Origin of the sequence: Caulobacter sp. UC70_42 (assembly GCF_044056025.1) — a bacterium.
Taxonomy (GTDB): domain Bacteria; phylum Pseudomonadota; class Alphaproteobacteria; order Caulobacterales; family Caulobacteraceae; genus Caulobacter.
The window spans coordinates 2,103,174-2,119,895 of the sequence record NZ_CP171994.1 but is presented as its reverse complement, the minus strand read 5'-3'; the positions used below and the strand labels follow the sequence as shown (position 1 = coordinate 2,119,895).

General features: G+C 67.6%; 9 protein-coding genes and 2 pseudogenes. 8 read left to right on the top strand and 3 right to left on the bottom strand.

All coding sequences use genetic code 11. The annotated features are described in order from the left end of the window. Positions 1-4 precede the first annotated feature (4 nt). The 3 genes from ACHMW8_RS10640 to ACHMW8_RS10630 form a co-directional block, all read right to left on the bottom strand. Complete coding sequence (locus tag ACHMW8_RS10640; RefSeq protein ID WP_395445523.1) at positions 5-1,975, bottom strand: glycoside hydrolase family 3 protein; 1,971 nt, start codon at positions 1,973-1,975, stop codon at positions 5-7. Next, entirely contained in the window at positions 1,951-4,233 is a 2,283-nt protein-coding gene (locus ACHMW8_RS10635; protein ID WP_395445522.1) for a TonB-dependent receptor, read from the bottom strand. The genes ACHMW8_RS10640 and ACHMW8_RS10635 overlap by 25 nt, the downstream gene beginning before the upstream one ends. A gap of 350 nt (positions 4,234-4,583) precedes the next feature. After that, positions 4,584-5,630: a LacI family DNA-binding transcriptional regulator gene (locus ACHMW8_RS10630; RefSeq protein WP_395445521.1), complete on the bottom strand. Its 1,047-nt coding sequence runs from the start codon at positions 5,628-5,630 to the stop codon at positions 4,584-4,586. 357 nt (positions 5,631-5,987) lie between these two features. On the opposite strand from ACHMW8_RS10630, the pseudogene ACHMW8_RS10625 reads away from it, so the two are divergent. The 8 genes and pseudogenes from ACHMW8_RS10625 to ACHMW8_RS10590 form a co-directional block, all read left to right on the top strand. Beyond that, positions 5,988-7,580 (top strand): annotated as a pseudogene (locus ACHMW8_RS10625) (TonB-dependent siderophore receptor); the annotation flags it as partial. Then, positions 7,468-8,133, top strand: a complete 666-nt coding sequence (locus ACHMW8_RS10620; RefSeq protein WP_395445943.1) for a TonB-dependent receptor domain-containing protein — start codon at positions 7,468-7,470, stop codon at positions 8,131-8,133. The pseudogene ACHMW8_RS10625 and the gene ACHMW8_RS10620, both read left to right, overlap by 113 nt. Then, on the top strand, positions 8,127-9,368 hold the full coding sequence (locus tag ACHMW8_RS10615; RefSeq protein WP_395445942.1) for a PepSY-associated TM helix domain-containing protein: 1,242 nt from the start codon (positions 8,127-8,129) through the stop codon (positions 9,366-9,368). The genes ACHMW8_RS10620 and ACHMW8_RS10615 overlap by 7 nt, the downstream gene beginning before the upstream one ends. A gap of 167 nt (positions 9,369-9,535) precedes the next feature. Next, positions 9,536-12,373: a TonB-dependent receptor gene (locus tag ACHMW8_RS10610; RefSeq protein ID WP_395445520.1), complete on the top strand. Its 2,838-nt coding sequence runs from the start codon at positions 9,536-9,538 to the stop codon at positions 12,371-12,373. Beyond that, positions 12,361-12,951, top strand: coding sequence for an RNA polymerase sigma factor (locus tag ACHMW8_RS10605; RefSeq protein ID WP_395445519.1), 591 nt, complete (start codon positions 12,361-12,363; stop codon positions 12,949-12,951). The genes ACHMW8_RS10610 and ACHMW8_RS10605 overlap by 13 nt, the downstream gene beginning before the upstream one ends. After that, positions 12,941-13,912 (top strand): FecR family protein, encoded by a 972-nt coding sequence (locus tag ACHMW8_RS10600; RefSeq protein ID WP_395445518.1) that lies wholly within the window; start codon positions 12,941-12,943, stop codon positions 13,910-13,912. Before ACHMW8_RS10605 ends, ACHMW8_RS10600 begins: the two co-directional genes overlap by 11 nt. 129 nt (positions 13,913-14,041) lie before the next feature. After that, a pseudogene (locus tag ACHMW8_RS10595) lies at positions 14,042-14,506 on the top strand (TonB-dependent receptor plug domain-containing protein); the annotation flags it as partial. Between the two features lie 290 nt (positions 14,507-14,796). Then, positions 14,797-16,686, top strand: a complete 1,890-nt coding sequence (locus ACHMW8_RS10590) for a TonB-dependent receptor (protein ID WP_395445941.1) — start codon at positions 14,797-14,799, stop codon at positions 16,684-16,686. Positions 16,687-16,722 lie beyond the last annotated feature (36 nt).

Below are 16,722 nucleotides of genomic sequence, written 5' to 3'. Positions count from 1 at the left end.
GTCCTCAGTAGGTCAGGCCGAAATGGATCGGGTACAGCGGAGCCCTGGAGTCGTGGGGCGCGTCCTCGGCCTGAGCCTCGACGGCCGCCATCGACGAGGGCAGCTCGAATGGCAGCCGGCCGCGCGGCGCGGCCTTGCCCGTCAGGGCGTCCAGGAAGGCTTCGTCGCTGGACCCGAAGTCGCCGATCAGGGCGGCCGCCTTGTCGCGCAGGTTGGTCAGGATCGCCGGCCGATCGAGGTTGACGGCGACGATGGTCGGGACCTTGGCCGAGGCCGTCTTGATGGCCTCGTAGTCGGCCGCTCCATCCTTGAACGACAAGTCGCCCTCGTGCTGCATGGCGCCAAACACGAAATTTGGATGCAGGGTCTCGAAGGGGGCCGCCGTCCGGATGATCGCCAATTCGGCCTGGGCCAGATCCTCGACCGGGACCAGGCCATGGGCGCGGGCGACCTCGGCCGAGACGCCCCTCAGCCAGACCTTCTTGCCGCTGGCCTTCAGCGGCAACAGGCCGTTCTTGTTCTCCAGCAGCGTCAGCGCCGCGCTCTGCGCGGCCAGCCCCTCGGCGACGAAAGCCTTTGAGCCGACCACCGTGGCGGCGGACTTGGGATCGACATAGGGGTTCTCGAACAGTCCCTGCTCGAACTTGATCGCCAGGATGCGGCGCGCCGCGTCATCAATGCGGCCCTGCGGAATCTTGCCGGCCTTGACCGCCGCGACCAGCTCGGCCGTGTCCTCGACGCCGCCGAACTGGTCGAGCCCCGCGTTCACGCCCTTGGCGTAACGGTCGACCTTGCTCAGGCCCTCGACGCCCCAGGCGGTGGAGAGGCCCGCGAAACTGGGCTTCACTCCGGCCGGGAAGCCGTTCAGGCAGGTCTCGCCGCAGTCGTTGGTGATCGCCCAATCCGAGACGACGATGCCCTTGAAACCGTGCTTGGTCCGCAGTTGGTCGGTCAGCAGTTGCCTGGAGAAGCCGGACCCGACCTGCTCGGCCGGCTGGCCGTCCAGCGCCAGGTCCTTGAGGATCGCATAGGTGGGCATCACGCCGACCACGCCGGCCGCGAAGGCCTCGTCGAACGGCTTGACGTGCAGGTCGAACTGACCGGCCGGGAAGACGGCGTAGCGGCCGTAGCTGTTGTGGCCGTCGAAACCCTTGGCCGAGGCGCCGTAGCCGACCCAGTGCTTGACCACCGCCGAGACGCCGTTCGGCGCCAGGTTGGTATCGCCGCCCTGGAAGCCTTGGACATAGGCCTTGACCATGCGGCCGACGAGGTCGGCGTCCTCGCCGAACGTGCCGTTGATCCGCGACCAGCGCGGCTCGGTGGCGAGGTCGGCCATCGGCGACAGGGCCTGATGAATGCCGACAGCGCGATATTCCTGGCGAGCGATGTCGCCGAAGCGGCGCACGAGCTTGTCGTCGCCGATCGCTGCGAGGCCGGTGGCTTCGGGCCATTGCGAGAAGCCGCCGGCGGCGACGCTGGCGCCCGCCACGAACTGGAAGTGGTGGCGCGGATCGGTGCTGATCGTGACGGGCACGCCTAGACGACCCTGCTCGGCGATCGCCTGGACGGCGTTGTTCTGTTCGGCCAGCCAGGCCGGGTCGCCGGAAAGGCGGGTGATGAAGGTGGTGACGTAACGGTCCAGGATCAGGGGTTTCAGCTTGGCGAGGTCATAACCCTGCCCTCGCCCCGGAACCATGCCGCCCAAGGCAGGCAAGGTGCCGTGCATCATCTCGCCAGCCTTTTCCTCCAGCGTCATCCGGGCGACGAGGTCAGCCGCGCGCTGGGCGCTCGACAGTCGCCAATCCTCGAACGGCGAAAGCTTGCCGTCACGATCGAGGTCCCGAAAGCGCAAGCCCTCGACACTGATGATCTTGCCGTCGCGAACGCCGAGGTCAGGCTGGGTTGCGGCGGCGGCCGCCGAGCTGAAGGCGGCCAGGACGGCGGTCGAGATCAGGAGACTTCGAAGGGCGAGCACGTTGAACTCCATACAAAGAAGGCCCCCCGGCGCGCAGGATACGCCGGGGGCGCAAGGTCATGGGAAGCTAGAAAACTGACTCCTAGACGCAGGCCGTAGGTCCGCGGCGGCGCGTAGAACTCGCCATTGCCGTTGGTCGCCAGGCCGGTGGTCGAGTTCGGCGACGAGGCGGTGCGCACGTCGTCATTCTCGAGGTTGCGGACATAGCCCTGCAGGGTCCAGCGATCGTCGGCGCTGGTGTAGGTCAGGCTGACGTCGGTCTTGGTGAAGCTGTCCTGCCGGTTCTGGGCGAAGCCATGGTATTCGAGGTTCTTGCCGCTCTCGTAGTGGCTCTGGACCCGTCCAACGACCTTGGCGCCCGAGGCGATCTCCCAGGTGTGCTGGTAGCCGACGTTGACACTCCAGGTCGGGGTGCGGGCCATGCGGCAACCGGAGAAGTCGGTCGACCGAGGCGCGGCGGCCGCGAAGTTGGTCTTGAAGCAACCCGTGCCGCCGGCGTTGGCGTTGTTGTTAGCGAAGGCGTCGCCCAGCGGCAGTACGAAGTCGGTGTAGCGGGCATGCAGCCAGCCCAGGGTGGCGTCGATGCGATCGTGCTCGGTGACGACGAGATTGCTCTCGAACTCAAAGCCGTACACCCGGGCCTTGTCGGCGTTTAGCGTGACCGACGCGTTCTGCCCGGCGATGGTCCCGACCGCCGTGACCTGGAAGTCGCGATAGTCGTAGAGGAAGCCGGTGGCGTTCAACTGCAGGCGGTTGTCGAAGAAGCGGTTCTTCACGCCGGCTTCGTACGAGGTGATTTTCTCGGGCTCGTAGACGTTGTTCTCGACCCCGTCGTAGTAGCCGCCGGCCTTATAGCCCGTGGCCACGTTGGCGTAGAGCATCGAGCTGCTGGTGAGGTCGAAGTCGGCGCCGAGCTTCCAGTTGGTGGCGTCCCACTTGGCGTCGGCCAGGTTCTTGATAACGGTCGAGGTGATCGCCCCGGCCGAATTGGTCAGGAAGGTCCCGCCGTCACGCGCCTTGCGGTCCTCGGTGTAGCGCAGGCCGCCGGTGATCCGGAACCGGTCCGTCACCTCGTAGGTGCCCTGGCCGAACGCGGCTATCGACTTGGCTGTGACTTCCGGCTGGATGAACGACAGGTACGAGTTGGTCGCCAGGAAGACGCGGAAATCGACATTGTTGTCTTCCGTGAAGCGGTACAGCCCCACGACCCACTTGAGCTTGCCGGTGTCGCCGCCCAGGCGCAGCTCATGCGACCAGGTGGTGTCCTTGCCCTTGAAGTAGTTGGGCGCGCCGGTGCTGGCGTTCTCGCCGCTGCGGTCCAGGCGCGAGAAGTTGTAGCCGGTCAGGTAGGTCAGCGTGGCGAAACCCAGGTCCAGGTCGGCCTGGCTGTGGGCGCCGAAGAACTTGTTGTTGCGATAGAGGTTGGTGGCGCAGTTGCAGGTCCACGGATCGCTGTTGGACAGGGCCGCGCCGTAGCTCTTGTCGCCGCCGCCCGCGCCGCCCTGGTGCAGGTAGTCGGCCCCAACCCGCAGCGAGAACGTGTCGCTGGGCTTCCACAGCAATTGGACGCGGGCCGATTTGTCGTCCTGGTCGTAGCGATCGTTGCCGCCAGTGCCAGGGCCCTTGTTCAGCGCTTTCACATAGCCGTCGTGGCGCGCGGTCTGGAACGCTGCGCGCACGGCGAGGGTGTCGCTGACGGGCAGGTTGACCATGCCCGAGGTGGTGATGGCGCCGTAGTTGCCAATATCGACCGAGCCATTGCCCTCGTAGTCGAACTTGGGCTGCTTGGTGATCACGTTGATCGCGCCGGCCGTGGCGTTACGGCCATATAGCGTGCCCTGAGGACCACGCAGAACCTCGACGCGATCGACGTCGTAGAACAGCGCGCCCACCGATGTGGAGCGGGCGATGTAGATGCCGTCCATGTGATAGGCGACCGCCGGATCGCCGACCTCGGTGACATTGGTGCTGCCGATGCCGCGCAGGAAGACCACGGCCGCGCCCGAGCCACTGGAGCTGATCTGCAGCGCCGGCACCTGCGCCGACAGGTCGACCACCGTCTTGATGCCTTGCGACTCCAGCTTGTCACCCGTCACCGCCGACACGGTGAGCGGGGTCTTCTGGAGGTTTTCACTGCGGCGTTGAGCGGTCACGACCACTTCGTCGAGCTTCACGGCGCCGGCTTCCTGAGCCGCCGCGCCAGGCGCGTGAAAGCTCACGGCCGCCATGGCGGCCGATGCGAACAGGAGACTACGCATCTCTTTCCCTTTGTCCTGCCTGGACTCGGAGCGCGCCGACGCGAACGCCGGACGCCACCAACCCAGCGGCGCCATCGGCGCCTGTTTGCGTTTCCTTGGGCCCCTTGTTCCGAGGCCTTTTTCCCGACGCGGTCGTCGTCGCCAAGACAGCTACGACAACGTTGTCTTAATCTAGACAGCATGATTACGACAACGTTGTCTATGGGTGTCGTTGTTGACACCGCTGTCGGGAATTTCAGCCAGCGGACGGAATTCGCCTCCGACAAAGCCCCATGGCGCAGCTTTGTTCGCCGGCCTGACGCCAACGCCGAAAATCGATCGCGTCGGGCGCGCTTCTGGGCCGATCCGGCCTAGGCCAGAGGCGGGGCGGCCGAGTCCCTCTGGACGAGGCTATAGTCCAATTGACGCGCCGCGACTCGGGCGCGAAACCGCTCGTCCCCGAATCCGTCGATCAGCATCTCGACGGCGGCCTCGGCCATTTCGGCGGTCGGCTGATGGACCGTGGTCAGGCGCGGCCAAGCCGCTTCGGCCGTCGGCGTGTCGTCGAAACCGACCACGGAGAGATCGCGCGGCACCGACAGTCCGTGCTTGGCGGCGGCGGCCAACGCGCCCACCGCCATCTCGTCATTGGCCGCGAAGATCGCCGTCGGGCGCTCGGGCAAGGCTAGCAGGCGCTCCGTCGCGTCGAAGCCGGACAGGCTGAGAAACTCGCCCTTGGCGATCCACTCAGGCCGTGGCTCGACGCCTCGGTCCCGCAGAGCCTCGATATAGCCTTGCCGGCGACGCGTCGCCGAGCCGTGATCGGCGGGACCATCGATAAAAGCGATCCGTCGATGGCCCATGTTCCATAACCGCAGGGTCTGCTCCCGCGCCGCCTTGCGATCGTCCATGAAGACGTACGGCGAGCGCTCGAACTCGCGGTGCGGCGCGATGCGCACGTAGGGCAGACCCGCTGTCTCGACCGCCGCCAGAACCTCGGGATCATCGCAGGTCGGCGGGGTCAGCACCACGCCGTCGAACCGGGCGTCGCGCAAACCTTCGGCGAACCCCTGGACGCCACCTACAGCCTCGGGCGGCAGCACCTGCTCGACCACCAGATGGTAGCCCGCCCGCCGACAGGCGCGCATGGCGCCCACCTGCACCTCGCCCACATAGTGATAGGCTCCGACGCGCATGAAGATCACGCCGATGAGATAGCTGCGGCGGCTGGACAGCGAGCGGGCCGAGACGTTCGGGCGATAGCCCATCGTCGCGACGATTTCCAGGACCCGCGCCCGGGTCTCGTCCCCCACGCCCTCTTCCTGGTTGATCACCCGCGAGACCGTCTTGATGGACACGCCAGCGGCTCGGGCGATATCGATGATCGTGATTTTCCCGGTTGGCGGATCGCGCTGCATACGGACACCTATCGAAATCGATAACGCGAAGCGAGGATTTCAAGCGCAAGATTGTCGCGACTTGTTGATCCACGACGGAGTGCCGCCAAGTCCACGACACCAGGCTATAAGTCTGAGGAGATTGGGCCATTCGCCCAAAGCGCCCCCGCGGCCCAGACAGTCTGCATCAGATTGCTCGAAAGCCGGCCCGCCAGCGCTAAGGTTTGGGCGGGCGCGGCCGGGCCCCCAGAGCGACCTCATGTTCGAGGAACGGTCATCGCCATCAACCCGAGAATCATTCTCAATTAAATTGATATTGGTTCTCATTCTCTGTAGAGCGGCCGCCCAGATGGATCGCTACGGAGTTGGGTTGTGGGTATGGGTAGGGCGCCAGCGGTTTGCATGGCTACGCTGATCAGCATCGCGGGCCTCGGCGGCTCTGGTCTTGCCTGGGCGGACGAGGCGCCGACGGCGTCAGCCGAAGACGAGCCCGACCTGACGATCATCATCACCGCCCGCGCCCGTCAGCTCTATCGCACCCAGGAGACCACCAGCGGCAAGCTTGAGACCCCGCCGCTGGAGTCCAGCCTCAACATCCAGGTCCTGAACGAGGAGCTCATCCGCGACCAGGGCGCCCGCGACGCACAGGACCTCTATCGCAACATCGCCGGCGTCAGCCTGTTCTCCTACGCCGGAGTCACCGCTCGGGGCTTCCGTCAGGAGGAGATCTTCTTCGACGGCCTGCGCGGCGACCCCTATGTCGCCTTTTCGGTGCCGCAGCTGTTCAATGTCCAGCGACTGGAGTTCCTGAAGGGGCCGGCCGGCATGCTTTATGGCCCCGGCGCGCCGGGCGGACTGTTCAACTACATCACCAAGACGCCCAAGGACGAGTTCTCGGCGCGGGCCACGGCGGTGGTCGGCGCGGAGGCGCGCAGGGGTGGTTCGGTCGAGGTCGAAGGCTTCCTGCCAGGCGACAAGGCGCCGGCCACGCGCGTCGGCGTGTTCTACGAGGACCGCAACACCCCGCGCCGCAACTCCGGCAGCGAGGTGCTGATCCTGGACGGCGGGATCAAGACCGATCTCGGCCCGGCGGCCCTGACGCTACAGGCCACCCGCTACCAGCAGAACCTGCAGGGCAACCGCCTGCGCGGCGTGCCGACCGACAATCTGGGCCATTTTCTCGCCGACCGGCGCTGGAACCACAACGAGAAGAGCGACTTCCTCGACCTGACAGCCGATGTGCTGCAGGCGCGCGTGGCATGGCCGGTCAGTGAAAACCTGACCGTCGATGCGGGCCTGCGCTACTCGAAAAGCGTGGAGCGCCAGCAATATCACGAGCCGCGCGGCCTGACCGACAGCGACCGAGACGGCGTGCCGGACCTGTCACGCCGCGAGTTCCGCGATCAGGAGCGCGATCTGGAGCAAGTGAGCTTCGGGGCCAACGCCGTCTGGTCGCGCGACTTCGGCGCGGTGCGCAATCGCGTGCTGGTCGGCGTCGACGCCTATCGCAGCGAACTGATCAACAACAACCGGCCTTCTCTGCTGGGCGGCTTCACCGCGGTGGCGGGACTGCCCGCGCCGCTGAGCCTGACCAATCCGGTCTACGGCGTCACGGACCCCAAGACCTATAACCTCAAACCCCGTGTCCGCACCTCGGCCATTCAAGAGCGGTCCGGCGCGTACCTGCTGGAAGAAGCCACGATCGGTCAATTCATCGCCACCGCCGGCGTGCGGTTCGACCGCTATGAGGACCAGTCCGACGCCAGCACCTTCGAGGATGAGAAGGCGACCTGGCGCGCGGGTCTGGTCTGGCGCGCGCGTCCCGACGTTTCGGTCTACGGCCAATGGGCCCAGAGCTATGAGCCGCAGAGCGTGTCTAGTCAGGACCCGCGGGCGGGCGGGCCCTTCGCCCCGACCGACGGCGAGATCCTGGAAGGCGGCGTCAAGACCGAGTTGCTGGGCGGGCGCCTGCAGTCCACCATGGCCATCTACAGGATTGTCCGCGGCAACATGCCTGCAGAGCGATCCGCGCGGCGACGTCGACGGGGACGGCATCGACGATCTGGTCGCGTTCGGCGAGGTGACCAGCAAGGGCGTCGAGTTCGATCTGGCCGCCGACCTGACCAACAACTGGGTGCTGACCGGCTCCTACGCCTACAACGACACCCGCATCACCAAGACCAACGGCGCGACGGTGATCACCAACAGCGTCGGCGACCGCTTCGCCAATGCGCCCAAGCACAAGGCCGGCTTCTGGACCCGCTACCAGTTCCCCAAGCTTGGCCTGGCCCTGGCCTTGGGCGGCGACTATGTCGACGTCCGCACCTCGATCAGCGGTCAGAAAGTTCGTCCCTATACGGTGTTCGACGCCTCGGTGATCTACAAGATCGGGCCCTGGTCGACGCTCCTGCGGGTCGACAACCTGTTCGACGAAACCTACGCCGCCTCCGGCTTCATCGACCGCACCGGCCACTTCCCCGGCGAGCCGCGGTCGGTGTTCCTGGAAGTGTCGCGGGAATGGTGAGCGTCGAACGCGCCCAGACGGCGGCGGCGCCTCGGCGCGCGGCCAAGCCCAAGGCCTCGCGCCTGTGGTGGAGCGTCCACCAGTGGGTGGGGCTGAAGCTGTCGATCCTGCTGGCCTTCGTCTTTTTGACGGGGACGATCGCGGTGTTCAGTCACGAGATCGACTGGGCGCTGCGGCCCGCCCTGCGCGTCGATCCGGCGACGGTTCACGGTCCCCTCGCCTGGTCGGCGGCGGCTCGCAATGTCGCAGCCCTGCGCCCCAAGGCCAGGATTCTGTTGCTGGACGCGCCCATTGACCGGGGCTTCGCCCTGACCGCGACGATTCAGAATCCGGACGGCGTCCGCGCCTTCGTCTATCTGCACCCCTCGACGGGGGCGGTGCAGGGCGAGGGGTCGTGGGTCGGCGCTCAGCGCATCCTGCGCAACATGCACCGCCACCTGAACCTGCCCACCCCGATCGGCGTACCGATCGTCTCGGCCTTGTCGATCCTGCTGCTGATCAGTGTCGGCACGTCCTTCGTGGTCTACAAGAAGTGGTGGCGGGGCTTCTTCAAGCCGGTCCGCTGGCGCGACGCCCGCACGGCCATGGGCGATCTGCACCGCTTGGTGGGATTATGGAGCCTGTGGTTCGTGGCTCTGATCGGCGCGACGGGCCTTTGGTACCTGGCCGAGAGCACCGTGGCCAAGGCCCCGCCCTCGCCGCGCGCCAAGGTCGCCGCCGTCAAGCTGGACACCCGGAAGCTGGCCGACCGGCTGGAGACCAATCTCAGTGCGGCTCAGGCCGCCTATCCCGGCCTGCGCATCCAGCGCATCGCCTTTCCGGCCGGCAAGGTGGGCGCCTTCCAATTCGCGGGCCAGTACAAGGCCGTTTTGGTGCGTGAGCGGGCCAATGTGGCCTGGACCAACCCGGCCACCGGCGCCGTCGTGCTGCTGACCGATGGGCGCGATCTGAACGCCCATCAGCGCATTTCGGAAATGGCCGACCCGCTGCATTTCGGCACGTTCGGCGGGGTGTGGACCAAGTTGATCTGGTTCGCCTTCGGCCTGGCTCTCACCGCGCTGGCGGTGTCGGGTGTGGCGATCTACGCCTTGCGGCTGTCGCGCGAACAGCGGGCGTCGGCCGTTTGGGCGTCGGCATGGCGCGGCATGGGCGCCTGGCGCTGGCCCGCCCTGGCCGGGATCGGCGTCGCTCTGGCCCTGCTGCCGGCGTTGTTCCTCGCCGCGGGTGGCGACTGACCTGCTCCCGAAAAACTGGACCGGTTTGCGCTAGAATTTTCTCGTTTTGAGGCCCGTGCGTTCGCGCAATGCGTAGTCTAGCCTGGTCAACCGATTGAAGTTGTCGTCCAACTGTCATGGGTGGTCGATAAGCAGGCCCGAGCTTTCCTTGGGCCATCACGCCGGGCATGTCCGCCTGTTTCCGCATCTGTGCGATCGGGGTCGCCGTGCTCCTGCCGGCCCATGCGGCGATCGCCGGCGCGCCCATCAGCCTCGGCGACAACCTCGTGAAACTGGCGGCGGAACGAGACATCGTGATCCTCTACGCGCCGGAACTGGTTGCGGGCCGGAGCGGCCGGGTCTTGCCGCCAGGCCTGTCAGCGCGGGCGGCGATCGAGGCGCTGCTGATCGAGACAGGCGCCAGCGTTCGCGAGGTGCGACGGGGCGTCTTCGTGCTCGAGAAACGCGGCGACGCCGCGTCTCCGCGACCGATGGCGGCGCGCGAAGATGCGCGGCCCAGCGAGGTCGAGGCGGTGACCGTCACGGCCGCCTACGCCGCCAGCCTCGGCCGGTCCCTGGCCCTCAAGCGCAGCTCGGCCTATGCGCTGGACGCCGTCAGCGCCGAGGACATCGCCCGCCTGCCAGCCGCCAACGCCGCCGAGGCGCTGCAATTGACGCCAGGCGTCAGCCTGGAGCGACACCGGGGCGTAGGCCTCTATGTCAGCGTCCGAGGCCTGGGCCCACAGTTCCAGAATGTCCTGCTGAACGGCCGCCCGCTGGCCATGAATGATCTCGTCGAGAACGGCGGCTTCCGGGGGCGGCAGTTCCGCTTCGAGGTCTTGCCCGCCGACGTCATCGACCAGATCGAGGTCGCCAAGTCGACCACCGCCGACATGGACGAGGGCGCGTTGGGCGGCAATATCAACGTGCGGACGTTCAAGCCGCTGGATCGCGGGCGAAGCTCCGTCGTCTCGGTGCGCATGTCAGAGGGCCGGGTAGACCGGCCCGATCCGTCCGTGTCCGGCGTGTGGAGCTGGGTCGATGACAGCGGGCGCTTCGGCCTGCTGGCGGGCGGTGTGATCGAGCGACGGCGGATCCGCAACGACCGCCTCTACCAGACCGGCTGGAATTTGAACCGCTTCGCGGCCGTGCTCGGTCCCGGCCTCTACACCCCGACCCGCACGCGGCCGACGATCGAGCTCGAGGACCGCCGCATGGCGTCTGGCGACTTCACCCTGCAGTGGCGGCCGTCGCCGAACTGGCGGCTGGACATCGATCTCCTGGCGACGCGACTGGACGCCCATTACGACGAGTACGGCCTGGACATTTATCCCGATGACGCCTCGATCTCGAACCCGCGTTTTGTGCCGGGCAGTCAGGTCGTCATGGGCGATACGGCGCAGGCCGGGATCATCGAGGACGCTCGCTGGATGGCCTCGCGGGAGACCAGCCTGAACCGTCACGACCTGTTCGCCCTTGGCGTCCACGAGCAGTGGAAGAGCGACGCCTGGACGGTCGACGCCGACTACGCCTTTTCCCGCGCCCGCAGCTACCACCCGGACGGCCGGGGCACGGTCCGCGCCCGCGTCGCCTTCTACGCGCCCCTGGAATACAATTTCGGACACGGGCTGGCTGGCGGCCCCACCCTGCGCACGACACGCGACTATGCCGATCCCGCCAGTTTCGCCGGCCAGACCTTCGATTACACCTGGAAGGACTCGCGCGACACCGACCAGCTCTACCGGTTGGACGCGCGCCGCGACCTCGGGGACAACAAGTTGTCGTTCGGCTGGGAATCGCACATCCGCAAGCGCGACTACCGGCGACGCGACTGGAACCTGGACACCCTGGTCGGCGCGCCGCTGACCAGCCTGGGACCCCAGTACTACGGCCGGACGCCGTTCGACGATTTCCTGTCCGGGTCGCCGGCCGACCTGCCGCGCCGCTGGGTCGCGCCGAACGCCCACGCCTTCTACGACCTGCTCTACACGCCCGCGATCGCCGCCCAGCCGCCGTCCCTGACGGACCTGCGCAACTCGTTCGTGGTGCGCGAGGCGATCACCTCCGCCTATGCCCGCTACGATTTCGCCGCCGTGCTGGGCCGGCCGGTCAGCGGCGATGTCGGCCTGCGCTACGCCCGCACCCGCCAGACCTCGGTCGGGGTGGTCTCCAGCGGCGACGACCCGCTGCCCGTCCAATGGCGCAAGGACTATGGCGACTGGCTTCCCAGCGCCAACCTGCGGGTCGACTTGACATCGAACCTCTTGCTGCGCTTGGCCGCCTCGCGGGTGGTCAACCGGCCCAACGTCATCGACAGCGCCCCGCGCATCACGCTGGCGCGCGACACCCCGACCGCCAATGGCGGCAATCCCGAGCTGGCCCCGTTCCTGGCCACCCAGGCGGACGTCTCGCTGGAGTGGTACTTCCCCGGCGGCGGAGCAGTCAGCCTGGCGGCGTTCGACCGGCGGCTGGACAACTACATCACCGCCCAGAACACCTTCATCGACGTGCCAGGGCGCGGTCAGATCCTGCTGTCGACCAACGTCAACGGCGGCGACGCGCGGCTGCAGGGTCTGGAGGCCACCTTCAGTCGGGTGTTCCGCGAACTGCCGGCGCCGTTCGACGGGCTGGGCGTGCAGGGCGCGGCGACCCTGGTGCGCAGCCAGGCCAACTATTTCGCCGGCGACCGGGTGATCCGTAACGCACTGCTGGGTCTGTCGCGCTCAACCTGGAGCGCCGTCGTCTTCTATGAAAAGGGCCGCGGCTCGTTGCGCCTCGGCTACAACTGGCGCGGAGCGTACCTGACCTCGATCGGCAGCTCGGTCACCGCGCCGGCGACCACGGCGGCGTTCGGCTCGCTAGACGGCGCGGCTTCGTGGCGGCTAAGCCGCCACGCCACCCTTTCCCTGGAGGGCGTCAACCTGGCCGACGCCCGCCGCTACGTCTATGGCCAGACCCGCGACCAGCCGATGGAGATCCATCACTGGGGCCGGTACCTGTCCGCGAGGATGAGATGGGCGTTCTGACCTTCCGTGGCGCGGGCGCGCGCGCCGATCCGCCCGATGGGCCCAGCGAGTCCGCGCCAGCCAGCCCGCCGCTGGCGGCGCCGCGCTTCGAGGCTCTGGTGTCGCGCTATCGTCGTCCGCTGCTGCGCTTCTTCCAGCGCCGGTCGGTCGGGGTCGAAGACGCCGAGGACCTGACGCAAGAGGTCTTCATGCGGCTATCGCAGCGGTTCTCGCGCCTGCACTGGGGCAATCCGGACGGGCTGGTGTTCACGGTCGCCGCCAACGCCCTGGTCGACCACGAGCGGCATCAGCGCTCGCGCCAGCGGGGACGCCACGTCGAGGTCGACCCCACCCTCCCCGCCGACGAGCCCACGGCCGAGGCGACCCTGGCCGGACGCGAGCGGCTGGCCAAGCTGGTGGCGGCCCTGGACGACCTGCACCCGAACGCGCGCGCGGTCTTCGTGCTGTGTCGCTTCGAAAACCTGACCCAAGCCGAGGCGGCGGCGCGGCTGAACCTGTCGCTGAGCGCCGTCGAGAAGCACATGATGAACGCCCTGGCGCACCTGCGCGAAGCCATAGAGACCGCGCATGACGCCTGACGACGACATGGATCCCCGCCGCCTGATGGCGGCCAGCCTGACCCGCCCGCTGAGCGCCGCCGAACAGGCCGCGCTGGACGCCTGGTCGGCCTCGTCCGCCGAGGCGCGCGAAGAGATCGCCCGCACGCGCGAGGTGTGGCTGGCCATGGGCTTGGCCGCCGACGATCCGACCGTCCGCGCCCTGCGCCGAGACGTCCGCCGTGAGGCGCGCCTGGATCGCCCGGCCGCGCCGGACCGTCGCCCGCTGATCGCGGGCCTCACCCTGCTCGCCGCCGCCCTGGTCGTGGGCGTGGTCGTGAAGACCCAGCCGCAGGTCGACACCTATGCCGCGCCCGCGCACGCCCCGGCCCGATTGACACTGGCCGATGGCAGTCATGTCGTGCTCAGCCCCGGCGGCCGCCTGACAACCCGCTTCAAGGCCCGCGCCCGCGATGTCTCGCTGGACGCCGGCGACGCCTTCTTCGAGGTCGCGCACGACAAGACCCGACCGTTCGAGGTGGCGACCTCGGGCCGGACGCTGACCGTGCTGGGCACCCGCTTCAACGTGGCCGGCGGCGGTCGGCTGACCGTGTCGCTGGTCGAGGGCTCGCTACGCGTCAGCCAGCCGGGCGCGGTCAGCGTGCTGCTGCGTCCCGGCCAGCGCTATGTCGGGACATCCGGGGTCGGCGGCGAGGCTCAGACCGGCGACGTGAAGGGCGACGCGGCGTGGACCGACGGCCGCGTCGTGCTGGCCGATGTAAGCCTGTCCGAAGCGGCCGAACGGCTGTCGCGCGCCTCGGGCCGTCACGTCGCGCTGACGGATCCCGCGCTGGCCCGCCTGCGCCTCTCGGGCTCGCTGAACATCGGCCGGATGGACGACGTCGGCGCGGCCCTGGAGGCCCTGCTTCCGGTGCGCGCGCACCTCACACCCGAGGGAGACTTGAAACTGTCTCCGGTCGCCGGTTCGTCTCGGCACGGATAAAATCTAGACTTTTCAACAGGATCGTCGCAAATATTTCACCGACGCCAGACTGAGGTTCGGCGTCGCCCCCTCCGTTCTTCTGCCCTGACCCGCGCCTCCCCGCGGGCCCAGCAAAGACCGGGGGATACCATGTCCAGCTCGAAGTTCCTGTCCGCGCCGTGCGCGGGCGCCGTCGCCGTCCTCGCCTTCGCCGCCCTCGGCGCGGGCCAGGCCCAGGCCGCCGACACCGCCGCGACCGCGCCAGCCGCCGAACCGGCCGACGCCGTCGACGCCGTCGTCATCACCTCGTACGGCAAGAGCCTGCAGGCCGCCGCCGCCCTGAAGCGCTCGGCCGCGTACGGCCTGGACGCCGTCAACGCCGAGGACATCGGCAAATTCCCCACCCGCAACGCCGCCGATGCGCTGCAACTGGTCACCGGCGTCACCATCGACCGCCAGCGCGGCTCGGGCCTCTATGTCAGCGTCCGGGGCCTGGGTCCTCAGTTCCAGTATACCGAGCTGAACGGCCGCTCGATCGCCGTCAACGACCTGATCGAGAACGGCGGCGCCAAGGGCCGTCAGTTTCGCTTCGAGGTGTTGCCCACCGAGCTGATCTCGCAGATCGAGGTGGTGAAAACGCCGACGGCCGACATGGACGAAGGCGCCCTGGGCGGCAATATCAACATCAAGACCTTCAAGCCGTTCGATCTAGGCAAGAAGGCCGCCTTCTCGGTGCGCGAAACCTACAACGACGTGCGCAAGAAGGCCGACCCTTCGGTCTCGGGCCTGGGCAGCTGGACCAACGCCGATAAGACCATCGGCGTGCTGGCCTCGGGCCTCTATGACGAGCGCCATGTGCGCAACGACCGCCTGTACATGGTCGGCTGGAACCTCGATAAGTTCAAATCGGTGCTGGGCTCGGGCCTCTATACGCCCACCCGCACGCGCCCGACCGTCGAGACAGAGCACCGCAAGCTCTATCGGGCGCCCTCTCGGGTCAGTGGAAGCCCAACAGCGACTTCCAGACGGACGTCGACCTGCTGGTGACCCGGCTGGACGTCGACTACGACGAGTTCGGCCTCGACATCTATCCGGACGACGCCACCTTCGCGACGCCGCAGTTCGTGGCGGGCAGCCAGAAGGTCGTCGGCGACACCGTCGTGGCCGGCACGATCAACAACGTGCGCTGGATGGCCTCGCGCGAGACCAGCCTGAACCGCCACGACCTGACGATCTTCGGGATCAAGCAGGCCTGGACGCCGGGCGCCTGGGCGTTTAACGCCGAGTACGGCTATTCGCGCGCCCGCAGCTACCATCCGGACGGCAAGGCCACGACCCGCGATCGCATCGCGTTCTTCGCGCCGCTGAGCTTCGACTTCTCGCGCGGCTCGACGTCGATCCCGCAGCTGACCACCACCGTCGACTACACCAACCCGGCCAACTTCGTTGGCCAGGCGTTCGACTACACCTGGAAGGACTCGCGCGACAGCGACGAGACGTTCCGCCTGGACGGCTCGCGCGTCTTCTCGGGCTGGTTCACCAAGATCGCGTTCGGCGCCGAACAGCACAACATGAACCGCACCTATCTGCGTCGCGACTGGGTGTTGAACGACATCCTGAACACGCCGCTGACGACCCTGGGCGCCAGCTTCTACGAGACCATGCCCTATACGGGCTTCCTCAAGGACTTCGCCGGCAACACGCCACGCACCTGGGTCACCCCGACCAGCGACGCCTACTACAACAAGATGTTCACCTCGGCCGTGGCGGCTCAGCCGTGGTCGGCGGCCGACCTGCGCAACTCGTTCATCGTCGACCAGAAGATCCACAGCGCCTACGTGCGCGGCGACTTCAAGTTCGACCTGGGCGGCGTGCCGGTCAGCGGCAATCTGGGCGTCCGCTACGCCGAGACCAAGCAACTGGCCAGCGGCACGCTGACCAGCGGCTCGACGCCGGTGCCGGTCGGCTATCTGAAGGAATACAAGAACTGGCTGCCCAGCCTGAACGTCAAGCTCGACCTGCGTGACGACCTGGTCGGCCGCCTGTCGGCCTCGCGCGTCGTCAACCGTCCCAACGTCACCGACAGCGCCCCGCGCATCAGCGTCAGCCGCGACTCGCCGACGGCCTCGGGCGGCAATCCGGACCTGGATCCGTTCCTGGCCGACCAGTACGACGCCTCGCTGGAGTGGTATCCGGCCCCGACCACGGCCGTGACCGCCGCGGTGTTCATCAAGACGATGGACAACTACATCACCGCCCAGAACACCACGATCCAGGTGCCCGGCCGCGGCGACGTGCTGCTGTCGGCCAGCGTCAACGGCGGCGACGCCGAGGTGCGCGGCTTCGAAGCCGCCTACAACCAGTCGCTGTCGTTCCTGCCCGGCCCCTTCGATGGCCTCGGCGTGCAGGCCTCGGTGACCCTGGTGGACAGCAAGGCGAACTATTTCGCCGGCAACCGCCAGATCAAGGACGACCTCGTGGGCCTGTCCAAGCAGAGCTACAACCTGGTCGGCTACTATGAGAAGGGCCCCGTCAGCGCCCGCCTCGGCTGGTTCTGGCGCTCGCGGTATCTGCAGTCGATCGGCAGCACCACCACCGCCCAGTCCTATATCGCCCCCTACGGCTCGCTGGACGGCTCGCTCTCCTACCAGATCACCCCGCAATACGCGGTGACCCTGGAAGGTTCGAACCTGACCGACGAGGTCCGCTTCACCTACGGCAAGACCAAGGACCAGCCGATGGAGATCTATCACTGGGGCCGCACGGTCTCGCTGACGCTCCGCGGCAAGTTCTGATCCCTCCCCTGAACGCCCTCTCTTTTAGAGGTCGTC